Below are 26,393 nucleotides of genomic sequence, written 5' to 3'. Positions count from 1 at the left end.
CCCTACGACCACGAGCCCACCAGATCCCCACGGAGGACCGATCCGTCATGGCATCAGCATCGGACGAGAAGCTGCTCGGATACCTCAAGCGCCTCACCCTCGACCTGCACGAGGCGCGCGGGCGCCTGCGCGAGCTGGAGGAGGGGGAGCGGGAGCCGATCGCGATCGTCGGCATGGCGTGCCGGTACCCGGGCGGGGTCGACTCGCCCGACGCGCTGTGGCGGCTGCTGGCCGAGGGCGGGGAGAGCGTCGGCGCGTTCCCCCGTGACCGGGGCTGGGAGGAGGGGCTGTACGACCCCGAGGGCGGCGGCCGGAGCCTGACCGGTTCCGGCGGATTCCTGTACGACGCGGCCGAGTTCGACGCCGGCTTCTTCGGGATCAGCCCGCGCGAGGCGCTGGCCATGGACCCGCAGCAGAGGCTGCTGCTGGAGACCGCCTGGCGGGCCTTCGAGGACGCCGGGATCGACCCGGAGTCGGTGCGCGACACCGAGACCGGGGTGTTCGCGGGCCTGTCGAACCTCGACTACGGGCTGGGGCGCGGCGAGGTGCCCGAGGAGGCCGAGGGCTTCCTGACCACCGGGGCGGTGGGCGGCGCGGCGTCCGGCCGGATCTCGTACACGCTCGGCCTGCGCGGTCCGGCGATCACCGTGGAGACGGCCTGTTCGTCCTCGCTGGTCGCGCTGCACCTGGCGGTCCGGTCGCTGCGCGGCGGCGAGTGCGCGATGGCGCTGGCGGGCGGGGCGACGGTCATGTCCACCCCGCAGCTGTTCACCGAGTTCACCAGGATGCAGGGCGTGGCGCCGGACGGCCGGTGCCGCCCGTTCTCGGCCGGGGCCGGCGGCAGCGGGCTCTCCGAGGGCGTGGGCGTGCTGCTGCTGGAACGGCTGTCGGACGCGCGGCGGCGCGGCCACCCGGTGCTGGCCGTGGTGCGCGGCAGCGCGGTGAACCAGGACGGCGCCAGCAACGGCTTCACCGCGCCGAGCGGGTCCGCGCAGCAGCGGGTCATCCGGCAGGCGCTGGCGGACGCGCGGCTGTCGCCCGGCGACGTCCAGGTGGTGGAGGCGAGCAGCACCGGCACGGAGCTCGGCGACCCGATCGAGGCGCGCGCCCTGCTGGCCGCCTACGGGCAGGACCGGGACCGGCCGCTGCGGCTGGGCTCGCTGAAGCCCAACATCGGGCACTCCCAGGCGGCGGCGGGCGTCGCCGGGGTGATCAAGACGGTGCTGTCGATGCGTCACGGCACGCTCCCCGCCACCCTGTACGCGGACGAGCCCACCCCGCACGTCGACTGGTCGGCGGGCGCGGTCGAGCTGGTCGCCGAGCGGGCCGCCTGGCCGGGGACGGCCGGGCCCAGGCGGGCCGGGGTGTCCTCGCAGGGCATCAGCGGCACCAACGCCCACGTGATCATCGAGGAGGCCCCGGCCGCCTTGGAGGCGGGGGAGACCGGGGACGGGGAGGCCGGTCCGGGCGGGCCGCGGCTGCTGACCCTGTCCGCCAAGTCGCCGGCCGCGCTCGCCGAACTCGCCGACCGCTACACCGAGTTGCTCGCGGACGGCGGGCCGGGCGCGGACAACGGGCGGGGTGCGACCGGTGGGTCCGGCTTGGCGGCGGTCTGCCGGGCCACCGGCCTCGGCCGGGCGCACTTCCCGCACCGGCTGACGGCCGTCGCCTCCTCGGCCGCCGAGCTGCGGGACCTCCTCCTGCGGACCCGCCGGGAGGAGGAGCCGCCGCCCGGCGTCCGGGTCGGCACCCGGGCCCCGGAGGGCGGCCGGGGCCCGGTGTTCCTCCTCACCGGCGCCACCGGCCCCCTGGCCGGGCCGGACGCCGAGGCGGTCGCCGTCCTGGCCGAGGCCGAGCCGGTCTTCCGCCGCGCCCTGGACCAGTGCGCCGAGGCGCCGGGCGGCCGGCTCTCGCCGTTCGCGGTCGGCTACGCGCTCGCCGAGCTGTGGCGCTCGTGGGGTGTGCGGCCCGCCGCCGTCCTCGGCCACGGCACCGGCGAGCTGGTGGCCGCGTGCGTGACGGGCACGATGAGCCCGGAGGACGCGCTGGTGGCGGCCCGTACGGTCCGGAACGCGGCTGCGCCGGAGACGGCCGGGCCGGACGCCGCCGGGTCGGAGCGGTTCGCCGCCGGCCTCGCCGCGCTGCTGCGGGACGGCCACCGCACCTTCGTCGAGCTCGGGCCCGCCTCGCCGCTGCTCGACGAGGTCCGGGCGGCCGGGCATGCCGTGGTCCTGCCGTCGCTGCGCCCGGGGGAGGACGCCCGGCGCACCCTCCTCGACAGCCTCGGCGCGCTCTACACCAGGGGCGCGCGGATCGACTGGGCGCGCGTGCACGGCGAGCCCGCCGGGCCGCCGGTGCGTCTGCCCGGGTACCCGTTCCAGCGCGAGCGCTACTGGCTCTGGACCGGCGCCCCGCGCCGCGCCGGGGCGCCGGCACCGGAGGGGTCGCTGGTCGCGCAGGTACGGCTGGTCGGCCCCGACGGTACGCCGGTGGCGCTCGCCGACGGCGTGCGCCTGGAGGCGGTGCCGGACGCCCTGCCGCCCACCGCGCCCGCGACGGAGCCGCCCGCGAGGCAGGGACCCGTCGAGGACGTCGTCGAGCTGGTGGCCGGCATCGTCGGCCGGGCGCGCGGCGCGGCCGTCACCGGCGACGACCGGGAGCTGCCGCTGCGGCGCCTGGCCGTCGACTCGCTGATCGCGATGGACATCCGGCAGACCCTCGCCCGGCGGCTCGGCGTGGACCTGCCGCTGCGCGACCTGCTGGACGGCCGTAGCGTCACCGCGATCGCCGACGCCGTCCGGGCCGCACGCGGCGACACCGACGGCAGCGGTAGCGGCGCTGAAGCCCGACGACCCGGGACGGCGCTGGTCGCCGACCCGGCGGCCCGCCACGAGCCGTTCCCGCTCACCGACCTCCAGCAGGCCTACCTGGTCGGCCGGACCGACGCCTTCGAACTCGGCAACGTCTCCACCTCCTTCCTGGTCGAGGTGGACCTGACCGACACCGACCCGGACCGGCTGGCCGCCTCCTTCCGGCAGCTCGTCGACCGGCACGACATGCTCCGCGCGGTCGTCTCCCGGGACGGGCACCAGCGGGTGCTCGCCGAGGTCCCCGAGTACCGGATCGCCACCGTCGACCTGCGGGCCTGCGACCCGGTCGAACGGGAGCGCCGGCTGGCCGCGATCCACCGGGAGATGCGGGACCAGGTCTTCGACACCGAGGCCTGGCCGCTGTTCGACGTCCGGGCCACCCTGCTCGACGCCCGCACCACCCGGCTGCACCTCAACTTCGACGCGCTGATCATCGACGGCCGCAGCTCCGGGCTGCTGTTCCGGGAGTGGGCGCAGGCCTACCGCCACGGGGCGCCCGCGACCCCCGCCCCGGCCGTCACCTACCGCGACTACGTGCTCGCCGCCGCCGGGGCGGACGCCGAGGGGCGCGAGCGGTCGCTCGCCTACTGGCGGGCCCGCGTCGACTCGCTGCCGCCCGCGCCCGCCCTGCCGCTGCGTCCGGGCCCGGCGCCCCGGCGGCCGGAGTTCGTCCACCGCACGGCCCGGGTCGGGGCCGGGGCGTGGCGACGCTTCAAGGAGCACGCCGCGGCGGCGGGCCTCTCGCCCTCGGCCGCGCTGTGCGCCGCGTACGCGCAGGTGCTGGGTGCCTGGAGCGCCTCGCCGCGCTTCACGCTCAACCTGCTGGCGTTCCACCGGCGGCCGCTGCACGAGGACGCCGGCCGGGTGGTCGGCAACCTCAGCGCCACCACCCTGCTGGAGGTCGACGCCGCCCCCGGCGAGGCCTTCGCCGCGGGCGCCGCGCGCCTCCAGGAGCAGCTGCTGGCCGACCTCGAACACGGCCACGTCAGCGGCGTCGAGGTGCTGCGCGAACTCAACCGCACCCGCGGTGGGACGGGCCTGGCGGGCATGCCGGTGGTCTTCACCAGCACGATCGGCTTCTCCGCCCGGAGCGACGCCGCCGACAACACCGCCGACGGCGACAACACCGACAACACCGCCGACGGCGGCCCGGAGCAGCGCGGGGCGCTCACCGCGCTGACCGCGCTCGGCACCGCCGGCGAGCTGGCCTCCAGCTCGGTGCGCACCCCGCAGGTGTGGCTCGACCACCAGGCCCTGGAGGAGGCCGGGGAGCTGGTCCTGAACTGGGACGTGGTGGAGGAGGTGTTCCCCGAGGGCGTCGTCGACGGGATGTGGGAGGCCTACCGGGACCTGGTGCGCGGCCTGTGCGAGGAGGGCGCGTGGCGCCGCCCGCCGGCCGTGCTCGCGCCGGAGGCCGACCTGGCGGTCCGCCGGGCCGTCAACGCCACGGACGGCCCCGTCCCCGCCGAGCTGCTGCACGACGCGTTCCTGCGGCAGGCCGCGGCCCGGCCGGACGCGCCCGCCGTCATCACCGCCGCCCGGACCCTCAGCTACCGCGAGGTGGACCGCCGGTCCGACCGGATCGCCCGTCGGCTGATCGAGGACGGCGCCGGCCCGGGCGCGCTGGTCGGCATCGTGCTGGACAAGGGCTGGGAGCAGGTCGTCGCGGCGCTGGCCGTCCTCAAGACCGGGGCCGCCTACGTGCCGGTCGACGCCGCCGTGCCCGGCCCCCGCCTGCGGATGATCGTGGAGGCCGCCGGGATCGGCCTGGTGCTGACCCGCTCGGCGGTCGCGGCCGGGCTCGACCTGCCGGACGGCACCCGCGCGCTGCACGTCGACACCGAGCCGGAGGACACCGGCGCGGACGGCCCGCTGCCGCCCTCCCCGGCCCGGCCCGAGGACCTCGCGTACGTCATCTTCACCTCGGGCTCCACCGGGGTGCCGAAGGGCGTGATGATCGAGCACACCGGCGCGGTCAACACGATCCGGGACGTCAACGACCGGTTCGGCGTGACCGGGGACGACCGGGTGCTGGCGCTGTCCGCGTTCAACTTCGACCTCTCGGTCTACGACGTGTTCGGCCTGCTCGCGGTCGGCGGCGCCGTGGTCCTGCCCGACGCCCCGGCGCAGCGCGAGCCGGCCGCCTGGCTGGACCTGGTGACCCGGCACCGGGTGACGGTCTGGAACAGCGTCCCCGCGCTGATGGAGATGTTCGTCGAGCACGTGCGGGCACTCGGCGGCCCGTTCCCGCTGCGGCTGGTGATGATGAGCGGCGACTGGATCCCCGTCACCCTCCCCGGCGCCGTCGCCGCGGTCCTGCCGGACGCGCGGGTCGTCGGCCTGGGCGGTGCGACCGAGGCCTCGATCTGGTCGATCCTGCACCCGATCACCGACGTGGACCCGGAGCGGACGAGCATCCCGTACGGCCGGCCGATGCGGAACCAGCGCTTCCATGTGCTGGACGAGGCGCTGCGGCCGCGCCCGGCCTGGGTCCCCGGCGACCTGTACATCGCGGGCACCGGCCTGGCCCGCGGCTACCTCGGCGACGAGGAGAAGACCCGCGCGGCCTTCCCGCGCCACCCGGTGACGGGGGAGCGGCTCTACCGCACCGGCGACCTCGGCTGCTACCTGCCGGACGGCGACATCGAGTTCCTCGGGCGCGCGGACTTCCAGGTGAAGATCCAGGGCCACCGGATCGAGCTCGGCGAGGTCGAGGCGGCGCTGCTGCGCCGCCCGGACGTCCGGGCGGCGGCCGTGGTGGCCGAGGGCGAGCGCGGCGGCCCGCGACGGCTCGTCGGCTACGCGGTGGCGGACGCCTCCGAGGAGGAGCTGCGCGCGGCGCTCGGCCGGGAACTGCCGGGGTACCTGGTGCCCGCCCGGATCGTCCTGCTGCCGGAGCTGCCGCTGACCGACAACGGCAAGGTGGACCGCCGCCGGCTTCCCTCGCCCGGGCTCGCGGCCCCGCGCCCCGGCGGGGCGGTCGCCCCGCGCGACGCGGCCGAGCGGCTGCTCGCCGGGATCTGGGCCGAGTTCTTCGGCACTCCCGCGGCGGCCGCCGACGCCGCCCCGGACCCCGCCGACGCCGCCCCGGACCCTTCCGGTTTCGACGTCACGGCGAACTTCTTCGACCTCGGCGGCGACTCCATGCTCGCGGTGCGGATGATGGCCCGGATCAGGCAGTGCACCGGCCGCTCGCTGCCGGTGGCCACGCTGCTCGCCCGGCCGACCGTCGAGGCGCTCGCCGGGGTGCTGCGCGAGCGGGCCGAGGACGAGGGCCGGGCGGCCCTGGTCACCGTCCGGGGCACCGGGGCCCGGCCGCCGCTGTTCCTGGTCCACCCGGTCGGCGGCGACGTGCTCTGCTACGCCGGGCTCGCCGCCCTGCTGGACGAGGACCAGCCGGTCCACGCCCTCCAGTACCCCGAAGCGGACGCCGAAGCGGACCCCGGGGCGGCCCCCGGGGCGCAGCCCGCCCCGCGGACCGTGGCCGAGCTGGCCGCGCACTACGCCGACGCGATCACCGCGCGGTTCCCGGACGGCCCGTACCGGCTCGGCGGCTGGTCGATGGGCGGGGTGATCGCCCTGGAGACCGCCCGGCTGCTCACCGACCGGGGCGCGGCGGTCGAGCTGGTCGCGGCCGTGGACCTGCTCGAACCGCCCGGCCGCACCGAGCCCGCCGCCGAGCCGGCGCTGCTGGCCCGGTTCGCCCGCGACCTGGCCGGGCTGGCCGGCCACGACTGGAACCCCGGGCCGGAGGAGTTCGAGCCGGTCGACGGCGGCTCCCCGGTCGAGGAGCTGCTGACCCGGGCCCGGCGGGCCGGCGTCCTGCCGGAGGAGATCGACGGCGCCACCCTGGAGCGGCTCGCGGGCCGGTTCCTGCGCCTCAGCCGGGCGCTGGCCGAGCACCGGCCCGTCCCGTACCGGGGTCGGGTCCGGCTGCTGCGGGCGATGGACGGGGCCACCACGGCCACCACCAGGCGGTGGCTGGAGCTGCTCGGCGACCGGGCGGAGAGCGTCGACGTGCCCGGCGACCACTACAGCGTCATGCGCGCCCCGTACCTCCCGACCCTGGCGGCCGAGCTCGACAAGGCGTTGAACGACCTGTGACCCGCCGCCCCGGAGAACCCCACCGCACCCGCCGAACCAGGAGGACCGGATGACCACCCTCGAACTGCCGCCCCGCACCGGTACGCCCCGCACCGGGACGGCCCGCACCGGGACGGCCCGCACCGCCGCCTCGGTCCTGGACCGGGTACGGAGCTACGCCGCCGGCCTGCCGGCCACCGCGCCGGAGACCGAACGGCTGGGCCGGATCCCCGGTGACGTCCTGGCGGGCCTGAAGGCCACCGGGCTGCTGCGGGCCGCCCTGCCGCCGCGGCTGGGCGGGGTCGAGCTGACCGTGCCGGAGACCACCCGGGCGATCGACCTGCTGGCCGAGGGCGACGCCTCGGTCGCCTGGTGCGCGTCCGTCGCGCTGAACGCCTCGCTGGCCGTGGTCTCGCTGCCCGAGGACGTCTTCGCCGAGCTGTTCCCGGACCCGGACCTGATCACCGCGACGGTGCTGCCGCCGGCCGGGCGGTCGGTCCGGCACGGCGGCGGCCACCTGCTGACCGGCCGCTGGACCCACGCCAGCGGGATCACCCACGCCGACCGGGTGCTGGCCGGGTTCCTGACCCCGGAGGGCACCCCGAGGGTCGCCGTCCTGGACGCCGCGCAGGTCCGGGTGCTGGACACCTGGCACACCACCGGGCTGCGCGGCACCGGCTCGCACGACATCGAGGTCGCCGACCTGTTCGTCCCGGAGCGGCACACCTTCGCCCTGGCGCCGTCCGGCACCCGGGCGGAGCCGCTCCACCTGCGCGCCGACAACCTCGCCCTCAAGATGGCGGGCGTGCCGCTGGGGATCGGCCGGGCCGCGCTGGCCGGCGCCCGGGAGCTGCTCTCCGCCCGGCGCACCGCGCTGCCCTACCCGGGGGTCCGGGCCGACCTCGCGCACGCCGAGTCGCTGATCGGCGCGGCGGACGCCTACGTGTACCGCACGCTGGAGCAGGCCTGGGCGGCCCAGGCGGCGGGCCTGGCGCCGGAGCGCGGCACGGCGGCGCTGGCCCGCCGGTTCGCCCACCGGGCCTGCCGGGAGGCGGTCCAACTCCTGTACGACGCCGTGGGATCGGCCGCGGTCTACACCGAGCGCACCCCGCTCGACCGCTGCCTGCGCGACATCGTCACGGCGGGCCGCCACGTCGCCTCGGCGGAGAAGGTCCTGGACGGTGTCGGCGAGCTGCGGCTCGGGGGCGCGCCCGAGTCCCCGCACCTCTGATCAGGGGCCCTCAGGCCGTCACGCCTCCTCGCGCCAGCCCTCGTAGCCGGCCGCGAGGCGGTCGAGGGCGTGCAGCAGCGCCGGGGTCCAGCCGCTCTCCGGGGCCTCGGCCACGACCAGCCACTGGGCGTCCTCGGCGTCGTCCTCGCCCGCGAGCGCGTCGCGGACGACTTCGAGCTCGCCGAGGTCGGGCTGGGCGGCGCCGAGCTCCTCGGCGGCCTCCTCGGCGGTGTCGCGGTCGGGCAGGACGAGCAGCTGCCGGGCGTACGGGTCGTCGACGGCCGGGAGGTCGGTGGTGTGGTTCTCGCTCACCCGGACATTGTCCAGGTCGGGCCGCCCGCTCCGTCGGGCGGGAGTGTCCGCGGCCCGTGGGATGCTGGTAGGCGATGGCCAGGAAGAGTGCACCCGACGACCTGCTCGCCCCGCTGACCCTCGCGGTCGGCCAGGAGGAGCTGCTGCTGGACCGCGCGGTCGCCCAGGTGGTGGCGGCGGCGAAGGCGGCGGACCCGGACACCGACGTACGGGACCTGCCGCCCGGCGGCCTGCAGCCCGGCAGCCTGGCCGAGCTGACCACGCCGTCGCTGTTCGCCGAGCGCAAGGTGATCGTGGTCCGGGCCGCGCAGGACCTCTCCGCCGACTCCGTGAAGGAGGTCAAGGCGTACATCGAGGCCCCGGCCGAAGAAGTGATCGTGGTGCTGGTGCACGCCGGCGGAGCCAAGGGCAAGGGCCTGCTGGACGCCGGGCGCAAGGCCGGCGGGCGCGAGGTGGCCTGCCCCAAGCTGGCCAAGGCGAGCGAGCGGCTGGCCTTCGTCAAGGGCGAGTTCCGCACCCTGGGCCGCTCCGCGACCCCGGAGGCCTGCCAGGCGCTGCTGGACGCGCTCGGCAGCGACCTGCGCGAGCTGGCGGCCGCCTGCAACCAGCTGACCTCCGACGTCGAGGGCACGATCGACGAGACGGTGGTGGCCCGCTACTACAGCGGCCGGGCCGAGGCGACCGGCTTCGAGGTCGCCGACCTGGCGGTCACCGGCCGGGCCGCGGAGGCGCTGGAGCGGCTGCGCTGGGCGCTGGCCGTCGGCCAGCCGCCGACCGGCATCACCTACGCGCTGGCCTCCGGCGTGCGCAGCATCGGCCGGCTGGCGAGCGCCGGGCGGAACATGCGCCCGGGCGACCTGGCCCGCGAGCTGGGCATGCCGCCGTGGAAGGTCGACCGGGTCCGCCAGCAGATGCGCGGCTGGACGGGCGACGGGGTGGCCACCGCGCTGACCGCGATCGCCCAGGCCGACGCCGCCGTCAAGGGCGGCTCGGACGACCCGGCGTACGCCCTGGAGCGCGCGGTGGTCGCCGTCGCCCGGGCCTCCCGGGCCGGCTCCCGGCCCGCCTACTGACGGCCCGGCGCCGCGGCCTGGCGCTACTTCTTCATGGCCCGCACGGTGTCCTGCCCGTCGGACTGGAGGGCGGTGCGCAGCTCCTCCTTGGTCGGCGGCTTGCCCTTGCCCTCGGTGTAGCCGGCCGAGTAGGTGACGTAGTACGTCATCCCGCCGTCGCGGATGTCCAGTTCGGCGTAGACGCTGTGGTACTGGTCCGAGCCGTCGTCCTTGTACAGGAAGTACGCCTCCTCGCCGAGCCCCGCGATGTCGGTGACCTGGTAGCCGCGGGCCCGGTAGAGCTCCTTGTTGGCCTCCAGCTCGGGCGCCGGGTTGACCGCCTTGTGCAGGTCGACGCGCATGTAGAGGGTGGCGGACTCGCTGTCGCTGGTGCCGCCGGTGCGCTTGAGCGACATCGAGCAGTTCATGCTGTCCAGCGCCGGGTGCCGGTCGGTGTGGTGGGTCGGCTTGGAGGTGTCCGAGACGGAGTAGGTCTGCAGGAGCTTCGTGGGCTTCCCGGTGGCGCAGAAGTCGTCGGAGAGGTGGTAGCCGCGCAGGTCGCGCGGCGAGGAGTCGCTGCTGACCAGGCCGGGGACGGCCGTCACGGCCGCGGCCCAGCCGATCGAGACGGTCACCGCGCCGACGAACGCCCAGACGGCGTTGCGCCGCAGGTTCCCGCTCCGCCCGGGGGCGGGGGCGGCGGGCAGGCCGGGCGCGGTGGGCAGCCCCGGCGGCGGTCCGAAGCCGCCGGCGCCCGCGGGGCCGGGAGCGCCCGGTACGGGCTGCGCGCCCCCGCGCGGCTGCTGCGGGAAGCCGTACCCTGGTCCGTTCGGTGACTGCGGGAAGCCGTATCCCGGTCCGTTCGGTGGCTGCGGCGGCGGTGGCGTCGTCATGGAAGTTCCCCCCTGGACCTGGCGCCGAGGTGCTCCCCGCACCCCGGTCGGACCCGACCGACGATAGCCGCCGGGCCGCGGAACGCGACAGGCGCCGCAGCGGCCTCGGGGAGAGGCCGGCTGCGACGCCTGTCGCACTGCTTCTGTGCACCGCACCCGCGTGGCGAACGCAGGCCGCGTGCGGTGCGAGTCTTGCGCGCCTCGGGGGGCCGGGTAGAGGGCCGGGTCGCTCCGAAGCGGTGGGGGTCGAAGACCCCGGGGCGTCAGGCCTGGACGGCGGTGTTGACGCGCTTGGTGATGGCCGACTTCTTGTTGGCGGCCTGGTTGGCGTGGATGACGCCCTTGCTCACGGCCTTGTCCAGCGCCTTGGAGGCGGCGCGGGCCAGCTCGGTGGCCTTCTCGGTCTCGCCGGCGGCAGCGGCCTCACGGGCCTTGCGCAGAGCGGTCTTCAGCGAGGACTTGACGGCCTTGTTGCGCAGGCGCGCCTTCTCGTTGGTCTTGTTGCGCTTGATCTGGGACTTGATGTTCGCCACGAAGGAGCCTCAGTCTTGTCTAAGGATTTGAACGGGTTCGCACCCGGTGGCCGTCGGACCAGCTGAGAGGGCATGCCGAGGCCGGGTGCAGCAGCCCACGCTACCAGGGGCCCGCTGCCCGCCCCAAACCCGGGCGCCCGCGAGGGCCGCCCCCGACCGCTCGCGACCGCTCGCGAGGGCGGCCCCGGACGGCCCCGGGTGCCCGACCGGCGGCCCGCCCCGCGGTCGTGGGAAGATGGCAGGGACTATTTCGATCGGACGAGCCCGTCCGGTCCCCGGGAAACCGGTCAGCGATGACCCGGACACCCCCGGCCCCGGACCAACGGAGAATCGGACCAAGGTGCCCGCGACCCCCAGCAATGTGCCAGAGCCCAGCCGTACCGACCCGGCGCTGATCCGCAACTTCTGCATCATCGCCCACATCGACCACGGCAAGTCGACGCTCGCAGACCGGATGCTGCAGATCACCGGCGTCGTCGACCCCCGGCAGATGCGTGCCCAGTACCTCGACCGCATGGACATCGAGCGTGAGCGCGGCATCACCATCAAGTCGCAGGCGGTCCGCCTTCCGTGGGCGCCGAAGACCGGTCCGAACGCCGGGACGACGCACATCCTCAACATGATCGACACCCCCGGCCACGTGGACTTCACGTACGAGGTGTCCCGCTCCCTCGCCGCGTGCGAGGGCACCATCCTGGTGGTCGACGCGGCCCAGGGCATCGAGGCGCAGACCCTCGCCAACCTGTACCTGGCGCTGGAGAACGACCTCACGATCGTCCCGGTCCTCAACAAGATCGACCTGCCGGCCGCCCAGCCGGAGAAGTACGCGGCCGAGATCGCCCACATCATCGGCTGCGACCCCTCCGACGTGCTCCAGGTCAGCGCCAAGACCGGCCTGGGCGTCGAGGACCTGCTGGACCACATCGTCAACACCGTCCCGGCCCCGGTCGGCGTCAAGGACGCCCCGGCCCGCGCGATGATCTTCGACTCGGTGTACGACTCCTACCGCGGCGTGGTCACCTACGTCCGTGTGGTGGACGGGCAGCTCACCAAGCGCGAGCGGATCTCGATGATGTCCACCGGCGCGACCCACGAGCTGCTGGAGATCGGCGTCATCTCGCCCGAGCCGAAGGTCGCCGACGGCCTCGGCGTCGGCGAGGTGGGCTACATCATCACCGGTGTGAAGGACGTCCGGCAGTCCAAGGTCGGTGACACGATCACCTCGATGCACAAGGGCGCCACCGAGGCGCTCGGCGGCTACAAGGACCCGCGCCCGATGGTGTTCTCCGGCCTCTACCCGCTGGACGGCTCGGACTACCCGCTGCTGCGCGACGCCCTCGACAAGCTGCGGCTCAACGACGCCGCGCTGGTGTACGAGCCGGAGACCTCGGTCGCGCTCGGCTTCGGCTACCGCTGCGGCTTCCTCGGCCTGCTGCACCTGGAGATCATCCGGGAGCGCCTGGAGCGCGAGTTCAACCTCGACCTGATCTCCACCGCCCCGAACGTGGTCTACCGGGTGGTCATGGAGGACGGCACCGAGCACACCGTCACCAACCCGAGCGAGTTCCCCACCGGCAAGATCGCCGAGGTGTTCGAGCCGGTGGTGCGCGGCACCATCCTCGCGCCCAACGAGTTCGTCGGCGCGATCATGGAGCTCTGCCAGTCCCGCCGCGGCAACCTCCAGGGCATGGACTACCTGTCCGAGGACCGGGTCGAGCTGCGCTACACCCTGCCGCTCGCGGAGATCGTCTTCGACTTCTTCGACCAGCTGAAGTCCAAGACCCGCGGCTACGCCTCGCTGGACTACGAGCCCATCGGCGAGCAGTCCGCCCAGCTGGTGAAGGTCGACATCCTGCTGCACGGCGACGCGGTGGACGCCTTCTCCGCGATCGTCCACAAGGACAAGGCCTACGGCTACGGCGTGATGATGGCGGGCAAGCTCCAGAAGCTCATCCCCCGCCAGCAGTTCGAGGTGCCGATCCAGGCGGCCATCGGCTCCCGGGTGATCGCCCGCGAGACGGTCCGCGCGATCCGCAAGGACGTCCTCGCCAAGTGCTACGGCGGTGACATCTCCCGTAAGCGGAAGCTGCTGGAGAAGCAGAAGGAAGGCAAGAAGCGGATGAAGATGGTCGGCCGCGTGGAGGTCCCGCAGGAGGCCTTCATCGCCGCGCTGTCCACCGACGCCGAGGCGCCGAAGGAGAAGAAGTAACGGCGGCAGGCGTTCGGAGAACGCGGGAAGGGCCCGGGCATCAGCCCGGGCCCTTCCCGCGTTCTCCGACGGTCTTCGGGGGAGTGTCAGTCCACCTCGGCCACGGCCTCGGCGAACTGCGCCTGGTAGAGCCGGGCGTAGGCGCCGTCGGCGGCGATCAGGTGGTCGTGCGAGCCCTGTTCGACGATCGAGCCGTTCTCCATCACCAGGATCACGTCGGCGTCCCGGATGGTGGAGAGCCGGTGGGCGATGACGAAGCTGGTGCGGCCGGTGCGCAGCCGGGCCATGGCCCGCTGGATCAGCACCTCGGTGCGGGTGTCGACGGAGCTGGTCGCCTCGTCCAGGACCAGGATGGACGGCTGGGCGAGGAACGCCCGGGCGATGGTGATCAGCTGCTTCTCGCCGGCGCTGACGTTGGTGCCCTCGTCGTCGATGACGGTGTCGTAGCCGTCCGGCAGGGTGCGCACGAAGCGGTCGACGTGGGCGGCCCTGGCGGCCTCGACGACCTGGTCGCGGGTGGCCGACTCGGCGCCGTAGGCGATGTTGTCGGCGATGCTGCCGCCGAACAGCCAGGTGTCCTGGAGCACCATGCCGATGCCGGAGCGCAGTTCCTCGCGGGACATCGCGGCGATGTCCACGCCGTCGAGGGTGATCCGTCCGGAGCTGACCTCGTAGAACCGCATCAGCAGGTTGACCAGGGTGGTCTTGCCGGCGCCGGTGGGGCCGACGATGGCGACGGTCTGGCCGGGCTCGACCTTGAGCGAGAGGTCGTCGATGAGCGGCTTCTCGGGGTCGTAGCGGAAGGACACGTCCTGGAAGGCGACCCGGCCGCGCACCACGTCGGGCCGTTCCGGCATGGCCGGTTCGGCGCTCTGCTCGGGGGCGTCCAGCAGCTCGAAGACGCGCTCGGCGGAGGCGACGCCGGACTGCACCAGGTTGGCCATGCTGGCGACCTGGGTGAGCGGCTGGCTGAACTGCCGCGAGTACTGGATGAACGCCTGGACGTCACCGATGGACAGCGCGCCGCTGGCGACCCGCAGACCGCCGACGACGGCGACCAGCACGTACTGGAGGTTGCCGATCAGCATCATCGCGGGCTGGATGATGCCGGAGATGAACTGGGCCTTGAAGCTGGCGTGGTAGAGCGCCTCGTTGTGCTCCCGGAAGGTCTCCGCGGACTCGTGCTGGCGCCCGAACACCTTGACCAGGGTGTGGCCGGTGTACATCTCCTCGATGTGGGCGTTCAGTTGGCCGGTGGACTTCCACTGCTGGACGAACTGCGGCTGGGCCCGCTTGCCGACCCTGGTGGCGACGACGACCGAGACGGGCACCGAGACCAGGGCGATCACGGCGAGCAGCGGGGAGATCCAGAACATCATCGCGAGCACGCCGACCACGGTGAGCAGCGAGTTGACGACCTGTCCCATGGTCTGCTGCATGGACTGGCCGATGTTGTCGATGTCGTTGGTGACCCGGCTGAGCACCTCGCCGCGCGGCTGCTTGTCGAAGTAGCTGAGCGGCAGCCGGGCGAGCTTGGCCTCGACGTCCTGGCGCAGCCGGTAGCTCGCGGCCTGGATGGCCCGGGTGGCGAGCCGGCCCTGGAAGATGCCGAAGACGGCGGAGGCGAGGTAGATGCCGAGCACCCAGAGCAGGACGGTGCCGATGGCGCCGAAGTCCATGCCCTGGCCGGGGGTGAAGTGGACGGCGGAGAGCAGGTCGGCGACGCCGCCCTCGCCGTGGGCGCGCAGCCCGTCGATGACCTGGTCCTTGGACATGCCGGCCTGGAAGCGGGCGCCGACGACACCGGCGAAGATCAGGTCGGTGGCGTCGCCGAGGATCTTGGGGCCGATGACGGCGCAGCCGATGCCGAGTACGCCGAGGACCAGGACGCCGATCAGGGTGTTGCGTTCGGGGCGCAGCAGGCCGAGGACGCGCTTGCCGGAGCCCTTGAAGTCCATGGACTTCTCGGTGCCCTGGCCGCCCATGAAGCGGCCGGGGCCGGCCGGGCCGCGGCGGGCGGCGGCGGCCTGGGAGTCGCTGGGCAGTTCGGCGTCCTTGGCGGCGTCCTTCGGGGCGCCGTTCGCCGGGGCGCCGTCCACCGGGGCGTCCTCGGGAGCGGCGCCTCTCGGGGCGGGCCCCTTGGTCAGGTCGGGCTTGTTGCCGGGCGTGGTCACGCCGCCTCCTGCTCGGTGAGCTGGGAGAGCACGATCTCCCGGTACGTCGGGTTGTCGGCCATCAGCTCGTGGTGGGTCCCACTGCCGACGACGGCGCCCTCGTCGAGGACGATGATCCGGTCGGCGTCGCGGATGGTGGACACCCGCTGGGCGACGATCAGGACGGTGGCGTCGGAGGTCTCGCGGGCGAGGGCCTTGCGGAGCCGGGCGTCGGTGGCGTAGTCGAGCGCGGAGAAGGAGTCGTCGAAGAGGTAGACGGAGGGCCGGCGGACCAGGGTCCGGGCGATGGCCAGGCGTTGGCGCTGGCCGCCGGAGACGTTGCCGCCGCCCTGGGCGATGGGGGCGTCCAGGCCTTCGGGCAGCTTCTCGACGAACTCCTTGGCCTGGGCGATCTCCAGGGCGTGCCAGAGCTCCTCGTCGGTGGCGTCGGGCCGGCCGTAGCGGAGGTTGCTGGCGACGGTGCCGGAGAAGAGGTAGGGCTTCTGCGGGACGATGCCGACGCTCTCGGCGATCGCGGCGGGGGCGAGTTCGCGGACGTCCACGCCGTCGAGCAGGACCCGGCCGGAGGTGACGTCGAAGAGCCGGGGGACGAGGCCGAGCAGGGTGGACTTGCCGCTGCCGGTGGAGCCGATGATGGCGGTGGTCTGGCCGGGGCCGGCGGTGAGGTCGATGCCGCGCAGCACCGAGGCCTCGGCGCCGGGGTAGCGGAAGTCGACGCCGCGCAGTTCCAGGGTGCCGCGGTGCGGGACCTCGGTGACGGGGGCGGCGGGCGGGACGACGCTGCTGTCGGTGCCGAGGACCTCCTGGATGCGCTCGGCGCAGACCTCGGCGCGCGGCACCATCATGAACATGAAGGTGGCCATCATGACGCTCATCAGGATCTGCATCAGGTAGGAGAGGAACGCGGTGAGCGCGCCGATCTGCATGGCGCCGCTGTCGATGCGGTGGGCGCCGAACCAGAGCACGGCGACGCTGGAGACGTTCACCACCAGCATGACGGCGGGGAACATGATGGACATCAGCCGGCCGACCTGGCGGGAGACCTGGGTGAGGTCCTCGTTGGCGTCGGCGAAGCGGGCCTGCTCCTGGTCGTCCTTGACGAAGGCGCGAATGACCCGGATGCCGGTGATCTGCTCGCGCAGGACCCGGTTCACGGTGTCGATCCGTACCTGCATGCTGCGGAACCTGGGGCGCAGCGCGCGGACCAGCAGGACCACGACGACGCCGAGCACGGGGATGACGGCGAGCAGCAGGCCGGACAGCGGGACGTCCTGGTTGAGCGCCATGATGATGCCGCCGACGCACATGATCGGCGCGGCGACCATGAGCGTGAAGCTCATCAGGGCGAGCATCTGGACCTGCTGGACGTCGTTGGTGGTGCGGGTGATCAGCGAGGGGGCGCCGAACTGGCCGACCTCGCGGGCGGAGAAGCTCTGCACCCGGTCGAAGACGGCGGCGCGGACGTCCCGGCCGAAGGCCATCGCGGTGCGGGCGCCGTAGTAGACCGCGCCGATGGAGCAGAGGGCCTGGAGGACGGTGACCGCGATCATCACCCCGCCGACGCGCAGGATGTAGCCGGTGTCGCCCTTGACCACGCCGTCGTCGATGATGTCGGCGTTGAGCGTCGGCAGGTAGAGCGCCGCGAGGGTGGACACCAGCTGGAGCAGCACCAGCAGGGTGATCGGTCGGGAGTACGGGCGCAGGTACGCCCTCAGCAGTCTGATCAGCACTAGCACACTCTTGTCGTCGCCGGTCGGGTTCGCACCCCAATTCTCGGTGTTCTGTAGCGTCGTACAGGTCATTCGGCGTCCGGGAGCCGGAGGTTTGCCGGGCCTTTGCCGAACGGCGGGGTGCGGCACCGGTCGCGCGGGGTCGTGCCGTCGGGCGCCGCCCCCTTACGGAATGACCGGTTTCCCCCTAGGCTGCTGATTGCCCCTTTGTTACTGACCGGTACCGCTCAGGTGAACCGGGGGCCCGGCGACCGCCCCCACGGACGCCGCGACAATCCCTCAGACGGCCACCCGCCACCGGAGGTCCTCGTTGAGTTCCGCGCAGTCCCTGATCGACTCCGGCAGGCCCGACCTCGTCGCCGGGCGCCCCGCCTCCGTCGCCCACCTGTTCCTGGAGCGGGTCGCCCTGACCCCGAACGCCGAGGCCTACCGCTACCCCTCGCCGGTGGACGAGCAGGCCGCCGACGGCGCGCCCGGCGCCGAGCAGTGGCGCTCGCTCACCTGGGCGCAGACCGCGGTCCGGGTCAAGGCGGTGGCCGCAGGCCTGATGGCACTCGGCATCCGGCCCGAGGACCGGGTGGCCCTGGCCTCCTCGACCCGCCTGGAGTGGATCGTCGCCGACCTCGGCGCCATGTGCGCGGGCGCCGCGATCACCACCGTCTACCCCAGCACCAACGCGGACGAGACCGCGTTCATCCTCTCCGACTCCGGCTCCCGGGCGCTGTTCGCCGAGAACGAGGCCCAACTGGCGAAGGCCGTCGGGCAGCTCGACCAGCTGCCCGAACTGCGCACCGTGATCCTCTTCGACGCGCCCGCCGAGGCCCCCGAGACCGGCGGCCTGGACCTGCTCACCCTCGCCGAGCTGGAGGAGCGCGGCACCCGGTACCTGGCGGAGCACCCGGACGCGGTGGAGAAGGCCGTCGACGGGCTCGGCAAGGAGCAGCTGGCCACCCTCATCTACACCTCCGGCACCACCGGCCGCCCCAAGGGCGTGCGCCTGGTGCACGACTGCTGGGCGTACGAGGGCCGGGCGCAGGAGGCCAGCGGCCTGCTGGGCCCCGACGACGTGCAGTTCATGTGGCTGCCGCTGTCCCACGTGTTCGGCAAGACGCTGATCTCCGGGCAGATCGCCACCGGGCACGTGATGGCGGTGGACGGCCGGGTGGACCGGATCATCCACAACCTGCCCGCGATCCGGCCGACCATCATGGCCTCCGCGCCGCGCATCTTCGAGAAGGTCTACAACGGCATCGCGGGCCGGGCCCGGGCCGAGGGCGGCGCCAAGTACAAGATCTTCCTGTGGGCGGCCAAGGTCGCCCGCGAGCACGCCCGGGCGGTCCAGCAGAGCCGCATCGCCACCGGCACCGAGAGCGCCCCGCTGGGCCTGCGGGTGCAGCACGCGCTGGCCGACAAGCTGGTGTACGCGAAGATCCGGGCGGCCTTCGGCGGCCGGCTGCGCGGCGCGGTCTCCGGCAGCGCCGCGCTCGCCCCGGAGATCGGCTACTTCTTCATCGGCGCCGGGGTGCCGATCCTGGAGGGCTACGGCCTGAGCGAGACCAGCGCCGGCTCCTGCGTCAACCGGGCCGAGGACGTGCGGATCGGCACCGTGGGCCGCCCGCTGCCCGGCACCGAGGTGCGGATCGCCGAGGACGGCGAGATCCTGCTGCGCGGCCCCGGCGTCATGCGCGGCTACCACAACCTGCCGGAGAAGACCGCCGAGGTGCTGGAGCCGGACGGCTGGTTCCACACCGAGGACATCGGCGAGCTCAGCCCGGACGGCTTCCTGCGGATCACCGACCGCAAGAAGGACCTGTTCAAGACCTCCGGCGGCAAGTACGTGGCGCCCAGCGAGGTCGAGGGCAAGTTCAAGGCGGTCTGCCCGTTCGTCAGCAACATCCTGGTGATCGGCAACGGCCGCAACTACTGCACCGCGCTGATCGGCCTGGACGAGGCCGTCCTGCTGCCGTGGGCCGCCGAGCACGGCCTGGCCGGGAAGTCCTACGCCGAGCTGGCCGTCGAGCCGGCCGTCCACGAGCTGATCGAGGGCTTCGTCAAGCGGGTCAACGGCGACCTCCAGCGCTGGCAGACGATCAAGAAGTTCCACCTGCTGCCGCGCGACCTCGACATCGAGCACGGCGAGCTCACCCCGAGCCTGAAGATCAAGCGCCCGGTGGTCGAGCGGACCTACGCCGACGCGGTCACCGCCATGTACGCGGGCGCCAACGAGGCCTGACCGGCCCCGCCCCCGTACGGCCCGCCGGGTTCGGTCGGGCCGTACGGGACAATGGGGTCATGCCCTCCGCACTCCCCGACGGCGATCCGGTGCCGTCCGACGGTTCCCTGCCCGCACACGCCCTCGACGGGCTGGGCGACCGGCCGTTCGGCTTCTACCTGCACGTGCCGTACTGCGCCAGCCGCTGCGGCTACTGCGACTTCAACACCTACACCGCCACCGAGCTGCGCTCCTCCGGGGCCGTCGCCTCCCAGGAGACCTACGCGGACAACGTGGTCGCCGAGATCCGCCACGCCCGGAAGGTGCTGGGCTCCGCCGACCTGCCGGTGCACACCGTCTTCCTCGGCGGCGGCACCCCGACCCTGCTGCCCGCCCGCGACCTGGTCAAGATGCTCTCCGCGATCCGCGAGGAGTTCGGGCTCGCCGACGGCGCCGAGATCACCACCGAGGCCAACCCGGAGTCCGTCGACCCGGCGTACCTGGCCGAACTGCGCGAGGGCGGCTACAACCGGCTCTCCTTCGGCATGCAGAGCGCCCGCCCGCACGTCCTGAAGCTGCTCGACCGCCACCACACCCCGGGCCGCCCCGAGGCCTGCGTGGCCGAGGCCCGGGCGGCCGGCTTCGAACACGTCAACCTCGACCTCATCTACGGCACCCCGGGCGAGTCCGACGACGACTGGCGGGCCTCCCTGGACGCCGCCATCGGCGCCGGGCCCGACCACGTCTCCGCGTACTCGCTGATCGTCGAGGAGGGCACCCGGCTCGCCGCCCGCGTCAAGCGCGGCGAACTGCCGATGATCGACGACGACGTGCACGCCGACCGCTACCTGATCGCCGAGGAGGCGCTCGCCGCCGCCGGCTACTCCTGGTACGAGGTCTCCAACTGGGCCACCACCCCCGAGGGCCGCTGCCGCCACAACGAGCTCTACTGGACCGGCGGCGACTGGTGGGGCGCCGGCCCCGGCGCCCACAGCCACGTCGGCGGCGTCCGCTGGTGGAACGCCAAGCACCCCGCCGCCTACGCCCAAGCCCTCGCCGAGCACCGCACCCCGGCCCTGGCCCGCGAGGTGCTGGCCGACGAGGACCGCCGCGTCGAACGCATCCTGCTGGAGCTCCGCCTGGTCGACGGCATCCCCCTCGACCTCCTCACCGACACCGGCCGCGAGGCCGCCGACCGCCACCTCGCCGACGGCCTCCTCGCCCCCGGCCCCTACGCCCGGGGCCGCGCCACCCTCACCCTCCAGGGCCGCCTCCTGGCCGACGCCGTCGTACGTGACCTGGTGGACTGAGTGTCGTTAACGTGGGTGTCAGCCGTCGGAGGGAGCGCGCAGTGACCGCCATCGATGACCGGATGACGGGGATCTTCGAGAACCTGGAGGTCCCGGAAGGCTTCAAAGCCGAGCTCATCAGGGGGGAAATCGTGATGATGGCCGGGCCGGACCTGGTCCACAACATCATTGTCGAATCCATCCGGGACCAGATCCCGCGGGCTCGGTGGTACCGCTTGACCACGCAGGACATCGATCTTCCCGGGCTGACGAGCGAGCCCCAACCGGATCTCGTCGTCTTCGAGCGGGACGCCTTCGAGGGCCCCGGCCGCCTGGTCCCCGCGCCCGTCCTCACGTTGGTGGTCGAGGTCGTCTCCAAGACCAGTGTTCTCCGTGACTACCGGACCAAGCGGGAGCTGTACGCCGAGGGCGGGATTCCCGTGTACCTGGTCGTCGACCCGATCAAGGCGGTCTGCGTGCTCCTGGCCGAGCCGACCCGGGCGAGTGCCTCGGGACTGCCGGACTACAGGGTCGAGCGAACCGCCAAGTTCGGCGAGCCCATCCCGGTGGACCTGCTCGGCATCACACTGGACACCACGGAGTTCCAGACCTACTCCTGACGGTCGGCCTGACCTCCCGGAGCCGGCTGCTCGGCCGGCTCCGGGTAACCGATAGCGGCAAAGTCGATCCTGCCTTCGGTGACCATCGTGCGCATGCGGGCCAGAGCAGCGGTGCGGCGGTTCCGCATCGCCGTGTCGCAGTGCTCGTACGGCGGCCGGGACATGGCGACCTCCGGGGTGGGGTGAACTCCTGAAGAGGATATCCGCGTTTGCGGGATCACTCCGGCAGGGCCGTGAAGTCGATCAGTTCCTCGACCCGGCCCAGGAGTTCGGGCTCCAGGTCCTTGTAGGAGTCGACCTTCGAGAGGATGTGCTTCCAGGCCGCGGGGGTGTCCACCGGCCAGCCGAGGCGGCGGCAGGTGCCCTCCTTCCAGTCCTCGCCCCGAGGGACGGCGGGCCAGGCGGGGATGCCGACGGAGGAGGGCTTCACGGCCTGCCAGATGTCGATGTAGGGGTGGCCGACGACCAGCACCGAGTCGCCGGTGACCCGGGCGGCGATGCGGTGCTCCTTCGTGCCCGGGAGCAGGTGGTCGACCAGGACGCCGAGGCGGCGGCCGGGGCCGGGGGCGAAGTCGGCGACGATCGCGGGCAGGTCGTCGATGCCGCGCAGGTACTCGACGACCACGCCCTCGATCCGCAGGTCGTCGCCCCAGACCCGTTCGACCAGCTCCGCGTCGTGCCGGCCCTCGACGTAGATGCGGGACTCGCGGGCGACCCGGGCGCGGGCGCCGGGGACGGCGACGGAGCCGGAGGCGGTGCGGCCCGGGGTGCGGGCGGGGGCCGGGCCGGCCGGGCGGACCAGGGTGACGACCCGGCCCTCCAGCAGGAAGCCGCGCGGTACCAGGGGGAACACCCGGTGCTTGCCGAACCGGTCCTCCAGGGTGACGGTGAAGCCTTCGGCGGTCTTCTCGCAGCGCACCACGGCCCCGCAGTAGCCGGTCGCCGCCTCCTCGACCACCAGGTCCCGCTCGGCGGGCACCTCCGGGGCGGGCTGCTGCTTCTTCCACGGCGGGGTCAGGTCGGGTCCGTACTGGCGGCTGCGCATACGGGTGATCATAGGGAGGGCGGACGGCGCGTCAGAGGCCCGGCGCGCCCCAGACCGGGAACCAGCGGCTCAGGTCCTTCTCCAGCCGCAGGTCGTTCCCCAGCATCGCGTTGACCTGCAGTTCCAGCGGGCTGTCGCGCCGCTCCCCGCCGCCGGGCATCGGGGCGAAGGGGTAGAACGTCCCCCGCTTGTAGAGGTAGACGAGGGCCAGCGACCGCCCCTGCGGATCGCGGAAGCCGACGAGCGAGCAGAGCAGCTGCGGCCCGAAGCCGTTCGCCTCCAGTTCGCTGTTGACCGCGTGCAGGTCGTTGACCAGTTCGGGCAGTTCCTCGGGGCGGTGCCGGGCGAGCAGCCAGGAGTAGCCGTAGCCGTCCTTGGAGGCCTCCACGGGGACGCCGCCGCGCTCGGTGTCGGCGTCCAGCAGCGCCCGGACCTGCTGCTGGACCTGGACGAAGGCCGCGCCCTCGACGGCCGCGAAGCAGACCGAGCCGAGCCCGGTGGGGGTGAACCCGGCCCCGGCCTCCAGGGTGAGCGCGGCGGACGGCACGCCGAACAGCTGGTCGAGGTCGGGCTTGACGGGCTTGGTGCGGCCGAACAGGGCGTCCAGGATTCCCACGGCGGTCCTCTCGGGTCGAAAACTGAGGCTCAGCGGCCGAGCTGCTCGGAGATCTTCGCCAGCTGCTCCAGCCGCTTCTCCAGGCTCGGGTGGGTGGAGAACAGCTGCGAGGCGGCCTCCCGGGCGCTCAGCGCGGGGGCGAAGTAGAAGGCGTTGTACGGCTGGGCCTGGCGCAGGTCCTTGCTGGGGATGGCCGCGATCTGCCCGGTCACCTTGGTGAGCGCCGAGGCGAGGGCGCTGGGGTGTCCGGTGAGCTGGGCGGCGGCCCGGTCGGCGGCGAGTTCGCGGTAGCGGGACAGCAGCCGGGTGAGCAGGAAGCTGATCGCGTAGACGACGACCGACACCAGCGGGATGATCAGCGCCAGGACGGCCGCGTTCTGGTCGTTGTTGTTGCGCCCGCCGCCCATGAACCCGCCGTACATCGCGATCCGGGTCATCGCCCCGGCGAGGACGCCGAGGAAGCCGGCGATCGTCATCACCGCGACGTCCCGGTGGGCGACGTGCGACAGCTCGTGGGCGAGGACGCCCTCCAGTTCCTCGGGCTCCAGTCGGCGCAGCAGCCCGGTGGTCACGCAGACCACCGCGTTCTGCGGGTTGCGGCCGGTGGCGAAGGCGTTCGGCATGTCGTTGTCGGCGACCGCCACGCGGGGTTTGGGCATGTCGGCCAGGGCGCAGAGCCGGTCGATGGTGCCGTGCAGCTGGGGGAACTGCTCCGGGGACACCTGGCGGGCGCCCATCGCCCGTTCGGTGATCTTGTCGCTGAACCAGAACTGGGCCACGAACAGCCCGCCGGAGATCAGGACGATCAGTGGCCAGGCGCCGCGCAGCAGCGCGATCAGCAGGCCGGTGAAACCGACGTACAGCAGCCCGATCACGAACATCGTCGCGACCATGCGGCCGGTCAGGCCGCGGTCCGGCGCGAAACGGGTGTGCTGGCCCGAGCTCGACATCGCTTGCTCCTCCATTCGCCGTCGCTTTCGATGCTGCCACCCGGACGGCCTCCCGGCACCACCCCGGCGCCGGGAGGATCGAACCGCCGGGGCCCCGCGGGCCGTGAGCGGAACTGCGGGGAGGATCACCCCGGTCCGGCCGTTCCTGCCGTAGGACCCGGGCCTTACACTGGCAGGTACGGTTTTGGCACTCGCGTGTTCAGAGTGCCAGGGCAAGGGTCTTCGGAGCGGCCCGCAGCAGCAAGGGACACAGTCGGACAACGTGCGAAGACGGAGGTGCGTGCCCCATGGCCGGTGAGGTCCGCCAGCTCGACGAACGCAAGCTCGCCGTGCTCCGCGCGATCGTGCAGGACTACGTGGGCACCGAGGAGCCGGTCGGCTCCAAGGCCCTGGTGGAACGGCACAACCTCGGGGTCTCGCCGGCGACCGTCCGCAACGACATGGCGGCGCTGGAGGAGGAGGGCTACATCCACCAGCCGCACACCAGCGCCGGCCGCATCCCGACCGACAAGGGGTACCGCCTCTTCGTCGACAAGCTCGCCGAGATCAAGCCGATGAGCGCCCCCGAGCGCCGGGCCATCCGGCACTTCCTGGACGGCGCGGTCGACCTGGACGACGTGGTCGCGCGCACCGTGCGGCTGCTCGCCCAGCTGACCCGGCAGGTCGCGGTGGTGCAGTACCCCTCGCTGACGCGCTCCACCGTCCGGCACATCGAGCTGGTGGCGCTGGCCCCGGCCAAGGTGATGCTGGTGCTGATCACCAACACCGGCCGGGTCGAGCAGCGGATGGTCGACTGCCCGGGCCCGGTCGGCGAGACGGTGCTGGCGGACCTGCGGGCCCGGATCAACGCGAGGGCCGCCGGTCGGCGCCTCCCGGAGGTCCCGGGGCTGCTGGAGGAGCTGCCGGCGCAGTTCGAACCGGCCGAGCGGCCGACCGTCAGCACGGTCCTGGCGACCCTGTTCGAGACGCTCGCCGAGCAGAACGAGGAGCGGATCATGCTGGCCGGCACGGCCAACCTGACCCGCTTCGGGCACGACTTCCCGCTCAGCATCCAGCCGGTGCTGGAGGCCCTGGAGGAGCAGGTCGTCCTGCTCCGCCTCCTGGGTGAGACCGCGGACGCCGCGATGACGGTCCGGATCGGGCGGGAGAACACCTACGAGGGGCTGACTTCCACGTCCATCGTCTCGGTCGGCTACGGTTCGGGCGACGAGAGCGTGGCGAAACTGGGTGTGATCGGTCCGACCCGGATGGACTACCCGGGCACAATGGGGGCGGTGCGAGCGGTGGCGCGGTACGTGGGCCAGATCCTGGCCGAGTCCTAGCAAAGGCCGCCGTCGGAAATCCGACGGCGGTGACCAGTCGCAGCACTACTACAGGCGGAACAAGCGGAGCATTTGGTGGCCACGGACTACTACGCGGTACTCGGCGTCCGACGGGATGCGGGGCAGGACGAGATCAAGAAGGCGTTCCGGCGCCTGGCGCGCGAACTGCACCCGGACGTCAACCCGGACCCGAAGACGCAGGAGCGGTTCAAGGAGATCAACGCCGCTTACGAGGTGCTCTCCGATCCGCAGAAGCGCCAGGTCTACGACCTCGGCGGGGACCCGCTGTCCCCGGGCGGCGGCGCGGGCGGCTTCGGCGCCGGCGCGGCGGGCTTCGGCTTCTCCGACATCATGGACGCCTTCTTCGGCGCCGCGGCCGGCCAGCGCGGCCCGCGCTCGCGCACCCGCCGGGGCCAGGACGCCATGATCCGGCTGGAGATCACCCTGGAGGAGGCCGCTTTCGGCACCACCAAGGAGCTCCAGGTCGACACCGCCGTCACCTGCACCACGTGCAGCGGCGAGGGCGCGGCCCCCGGCACCTCGGCGCAGACCTGTGACATGTGCCGCGGCAAGGGCGAGGTCTCCCAGGTCACCCGGTCCTTCCTGGGCCAGGTCATGACCTCCCGCCCCTGCCCGCAGTGCCAGGGCTTCGGCACCGTCGTGCCGACCCCGTGCCCGGAGTGCGCCGGCGACGGCCGGGTGCGCGCCCGCCGCACGCTGACCGTCAAGATCCCGGCCGGTGTCGACAACGGCACCCGGATCCAGCTGGCCGGCGAGGGCGAGGTCGGCCCCGGCGGCGGCCCGGCCGGCGACCTGTACGTCGAGATCGCCGAGACCACCCACACGATCTTCCAGCGGCGCGGGGACGACCTGCACTGCACCGTCACCATCCCGATGACGGCGGCCGCGCTCGGCACCCAGGTGCCGCTGCAGACCCTGGACGGCCTGGAGGAGGTCGACATCCGGCCCGGCACCCAGTCCGGCCAGTCGATCCCGCTGCACGGCCGGGGCATCACCCACCTGCGCGGCGGCGGCCGGGGCGACCTGATAGTGCACGTCGAGGTGAAGACGCCCAGCAAGCTCGACCCCGAGCAGGAGGAGCTGCTGCGCCGCCTCGCGGTGCTGCGCGGCGAGGAGCGGCCGTCCGGCCAGTTCGCGCCGGGCCAGCAGGGCCTCTTCTCCCGGCTGAAGGACGCCTTCAACGGCCGGTAGCCGTCCGCGGAGGGGTGCCGGGGGCCAACGACCCCGGCAC

Annotated in this window: 17 protein-coding genes; 9 read left to right on the top strand and 8 right to left on the bottom strand. The window is 73.4% G+C overall.

Features of this window, described 5'->3' with window-relative positions:
- Window positions 1–47: 47 nt before the first annotated feature.
- A complete protein-coding gene (locus ACFVU7_RS03425) occupies window positions 48–6,974 on the top strand; it encodes an amino acid adenylation domain-containing protein (RefSeq protein ID WP_388044048.1) in 6,927 nt (2,308 codons plus the stop codon).
- Between the two features lie 49 nt (window positions 6,975–7,023).
- On the top strand, window positions 7,024–8,184 hold the full coding sequence (locus tag ACFVU7_RS03420; protein ID WP_388044046.1) for an acyl-CoA dehydrogenase family protein: 1,161 nt from the start codon (window positions 7,024–7,026) through the stop codon (window positions 8,182–8,184).
- An 18-nt stretch (window positions 8,185–8,202) separates the two neighbouring features.
- Here the strand turns inward: ACFVU7_RS03420 and ACFVU7_RS03415 are convergent, their stop codons facing one another.
- The gene (locus ACFVU7_RS03415) at window positions 8,203–8,496 is read right to left on the bottom strand and encodes a hypothetical protein (protein ID WP_049657893.1); all 294 of its coding nucleotides are present in this window, start codon (window positions 8,494–8,496) and stop codon (window positions 8,203–8,205) included.
- Window positions 8,497–8,570: 74 nt separating this feature from the next.
- Between ACFVU7_RS03415 and holA the strand changes: the two genes are divergently transcribed.
- A complete protein-coding gene (holA, locus tag ACFVU7_RS03410; RefSeq protein ID WP_074000721.1) occupies window positions 8,571–9,569 on the top strand; it encodes a DNA polymerase III subunit delta in 999 nt (332 codons plus the stop codon).
- A gap of 23 nt (window positions 9,570–9,592) precedes the next feature.
- On the opposite strand, the gene ACFVU7_RS03405 is transcribed toward holA, so the two are convergent.
- The gene (locus ACFVU7_RS03405) at window positions 9,593–10,441 is read right to left on the bottom strand and encodes a hypothetical protein (protein WP_380741691.1); all 849 of its coding nucleotides are present in this window, start codon (window positions 10,439–10,441) and stop codon (window positions 9,593–9,595) included.
- Window positions 10,442–10,704: 263 nt separating this feature from the next.
- Window positions 10,705–10,974, bottom strand: a complete 270-nt coding sequence (gene rpsT, locus ACFVU7_RS03400; protein ID WP_030309778.1) for a 30S ribosomal protein S20 — start codon at window positions 10,972–10,974, stop codon at window positions 10,705–10,707.
- A 340-nt stretch (window positions 10,975–11,314) separates the two neighbouring features.
- Between rpsT and lepA the strand changes: the two genes are divergently transcribed.
- The gene (gene lepA, locus ACFVU7_RS03395; protein WP_063780165.1) at window positions 11,315–13,183 is read left to right on the top strand and encodes a translation elongation factor 4; all 1,869 of its coding nucleotides are present in this window, start codon (window positions 11,315–11,317) and stop codon (window positions 13,181–13,183) included.
- 86 nt (window positions 13,184–13,269) lie between these two features.
- Here the strand turns inward: lepA and ACFVU7_RS03390 are convergent, their stop codons facing one another.
- Together ACFVU7_RS03390 and ACFVU7_RS03385 are read right to left on the bottom strand one after the other, a co-directional pair.
- A complete protein-coding gene (locus ACFVU7_RS03390; RefSeq protein WP_074001145.1) occupies window positions 13,270–15,168 on the bottom strand; it encodes an ABC transporter ATP-binding protein in 1,899 nt (632 codons plus the stop codon).
- Window positions 15,169–15,353: 185 nt separating this feature from the next.
- Window positions 15,354–17,087, bottom strand: coding sequence for an ABC transporter ATP-binding protein (locus ACFVU7_RS03385; RefSeq protein ID WP_049651919.1), 1,734 nt, complete (start codon window positions 17,085–17,087; stop codon window positions 15,354–15,356).
- 310 nt (window positions 17,088–17,397) lie between these two features.
- Between ACFVU7_RS03385 and ACFVU7_RS03380 the strand changes: the two genes are divergently transcribed.
- Genes ACFVU7_RS03380 through ACFVU7_RS03370 form a run of 3 tightly spaced genes read left to right on the top strand, consistent with a single transcriptional unit; the run spans window position 17,398 to window position 21,208 of the window.
- Window positions 17,398–19,320, top strand: a complete 1,923-nt coding sequence (locus ACFVU7_RS03380) for a long-chain fatty acid--CoA ligase (RefSeq protein WP_049651918.1) — start codon at window positions 17,398–17,400, stop codon at window positions 19,318–19,320.
- 59 nt (window positions 19,321–19,379) lie between these two features.
- Window positions 19,380–20,609, top strand: coding sequence for a radical SAM family heme chaperone HemW (hemW, locus tag ACFVU7_RS03375; protein ID WP_387827085.1), 1,230 nt, complete (start codon window positions 19,380–19,382; stop codon window positions 20,607–20,609).
- 41 nt (window positions 20,610–20,650) lie between these two features.
- Window positions 20,651–21,208 carry a Uma2 family endonuclease gene (locus ACFVU7_RS03370; protein WP_074000724.1) on the top strand — a complete coding sequence of 186 codons (558 nt, stop codon included), beginning with the start codon at window positions 20,651–20,653 and terminating at the stop codon, window positions 21,206–21,208.
- Window positions 21,209–21,425: 217 nt separating this feature from the next.
- Here the strand turns inward: ACFVU7_RS03370 and ACFVU7_RS03365 are convergent, their stop codons facing one another.
- Genes ACFVU7_RS03365 through htpX form a run of 3 tightly spaced genes read right to left on the bottom strand, consistent with a single transcriptional unit; the run spans window position 21,426 to window position 23,819 of the window.
- Window positions 21,426–22,253 carry a DUF3097 domain-containing protein gene (locus tag ACFVU7_RS03365; protein ID WP_049651915.1) on the bottom strand — a complete coding sequence of 276 codons (828 nt, stop codon included), beginning with the start codon at window positions 22,251–22,253 and terminating at the stop codon, window positions 21,426–21,428.
- A gap of 31 nt (window positions 22,254–22,284) precedes the next feature.
- Complete coding sequence (locus ACFVU7_RS03360) at window positions 22,285–22,869, bottom strand: hypothetical protein (RefSeq protein WP_388044043.1); 585 nt, start codon at window positions 22,867–22,869, stop codon at window positions 22,285–22,287.
- A gap of 29 nt (window positions 22,870–22,898) precedes the next feature.
- The gene (gene htpX, locus ACFVU7_RS03355) at window positions 22,899–23,819 is read right to left on the bottom strand and encodes a zinc metalloprotease HtpX (protein WP_049651913.1); all 921 of its coding nucleotides are present in this window, start codon (window positions 23,817–23,819) and stop codon (window positions 22,899–22,901) included.
- A gap of 287 nt (window positions 23,820–24,106) precedes the next feature.
- Between htpX and hrcA the strand changes: the two genes are divergently transcribed.
- Complete coding sequence (hrcA, locus tag ACFVU7_RS03350) at window positions 24,107–25,141, top strand: heat-inducible transcriptional repressor HrcA (RefSeq protein ID WP_049651912.1); 1,035 nt, start codon at window positions 24,107–24,109, stop codon at window positions 25,139–25,141.
- A gap of 75 nt (window positions 25,142–25,216) precedes the next feature.
- Window positions 25,217–26,353, top strand: coding sequence for a molecular chaperone DnaJ (gene dnaJ / locus ACFVU7_RS03345; protein ID WP_049651911.1), 1,137 nt, complete (start codon window positions 25,217–25,219; stop codon window positions 26,351–26,353).
- Window positions 26,354–26,393: the final 40 nt, after the last annotated feature.

Origin of the sequence: Kitasatospora sp. NPDC058046, from assembly GCF_042885595.1 — a bacterium.
In the GTDB taxonomy this organism is placed as follows: Bacteria; Actinomycetota; Actinomycetes; order Streptomycetales; family Streptomycetaceae; genus Kitasatospora.
This window is presented reverse-complemented; position numbering and strand designations above follow the sequence as displayed.